Raw genomic sequence first — 367 nt, 5'->3', positions numbered from 1 at the left:
TAACTCCTTTAAACACTATGAAGCTTGAGACATAAAAAATTTCAGCAAGTTCCGTTTCTAGATAAAAACCCAGAAGGTGTGAGTAGCCTCAAGTTTTTGAATAGAATGAACTATGTTGCCTTGATGGCTTCTGGAGCCTTCAAGATTTCTTTCTGTTCTTCTTTCAGCATACCAGTTGCACCGTTTGCATAATCCTTTGGCGCTTCATTGCTTGAAGTTTTAGCTTCTGAGCTTGCTTCTCTTGCTTCAAGTCGCTCGGCAAAAGGATTGTCCTGGGCCGGGAGATTGGGCAGTAGCTCATTGGAAGTATTCGCCATGTGCTCATAGAGCTTGCGATATTCTTTCCCAATGTTATCTAGAATCTGAG

The 367-nt window shown here is 42.0% G+C and carries 1 protein-coding gene; it reads right to left on the bottom strand.

What is annotated here, in order from left to right:
* Positions 1-110: 110 nt before the first annotated feature.
* Positions 111-367 (bottom strand): ZapG family protein (locus AB4585_RS25050; RefSeq protein WP_372171460.1); only part of this gene is annotated, 257 nt, incomplete at its 5' end.

Source organism: Vibrio sp. 10N.222.49.C9, from assembly GCF_041474985.1.
Lineage (GTDB): Bacteria > Pseudomonadota > Gammaproteobacteria > Enterobacterales > Vibrionaceae > Vibrio > Vibrio crassostreae_C.
Note: the sequence above shows the minus strand (reverse complement) of the source record. Positions and strands in the feature narration are given on the sequence as shown.